General features: G+C 60.3%; 1 protein-coding gene. It reads left to right on the forward strand.

What is annotated here, in order from left to right; translation table 11 throughout:
• Positions 1–507: 507 nt before the first annotated feature.
• A partial coding sequence (locus GY725_21915) for a hypothetical protein (protein MCP4006846.1) occupies positions 508–725 on the forward strand: 218 nt, incomplete at its 3' end.

Genomic DNA, 725 nt, shown 5'->3' on the forward strand with positions numbered 1-725 from the left:
CCTCTCTGTATTCCGGATGCTCGAAGACATAGGGCATCAGGTACTCGACGACCTCCTGAACCGCCTGGTGAAACTCCGGCTCGCCGGGGTTGCGCCGTTTCAGCCCGGTCATGAAACTGCGCACCGCCTTCTTGATCGGATCCACTTTCTTGGTTGACTTGGCCTTGACGACGCTCATGGTGCCTTCCTCCACGCCGGTCGCGCCAGAGTCGCGCCTGACGAAATGAGTGTAGGGTGCTGGCTGTCCATGGTGATCGATCTCCGTGTGGGGCCCTGGAACGGGAAGCCGTCCGGCGTATCACTGCCGGGCTTCCGGGTTCAGATCGCGAGCTTGTCAGGGAGTTGTTGTGTCGCGGATCGGGGCCGGTGATATAGAAAACGCCCGGGGCGGTGGCAGCAAATTGTAGCGATGCCTTGCCTCAGGCGACAAGGACCTTTAGCAGATTCGGGCCTGATTGATTCGGTTACTGTATTGCGGTTATAAACCATCCGGAAAGACGCTGAAAGATGGAAGTTTCACTAAGTCTGCGGCTGCGTGCCCTGGCGATCAATCTCGCCGTCGCGCTGCTGAGCATCGCGCTGCTGCTCGCGGTCGTCGAAGTGGCGCTGCGCCTGTCGGGATTCTCCTACGTGCTCTACCCGCAGGACATCGAGTTCGGCAAGCCCGATCCGCAGCTGCTGGCGATCGGCTTCGAAGAGGACGACGACGTCTTCTGGGTCACCCG

This window comes from bacterium, from assembly GCA_024226335.1.
Classification (GTDB): domain Bacteria; phylum Myxococcota_A; class UBA9160; order SZUA-336; family SZUA-336; genus JAAELY01.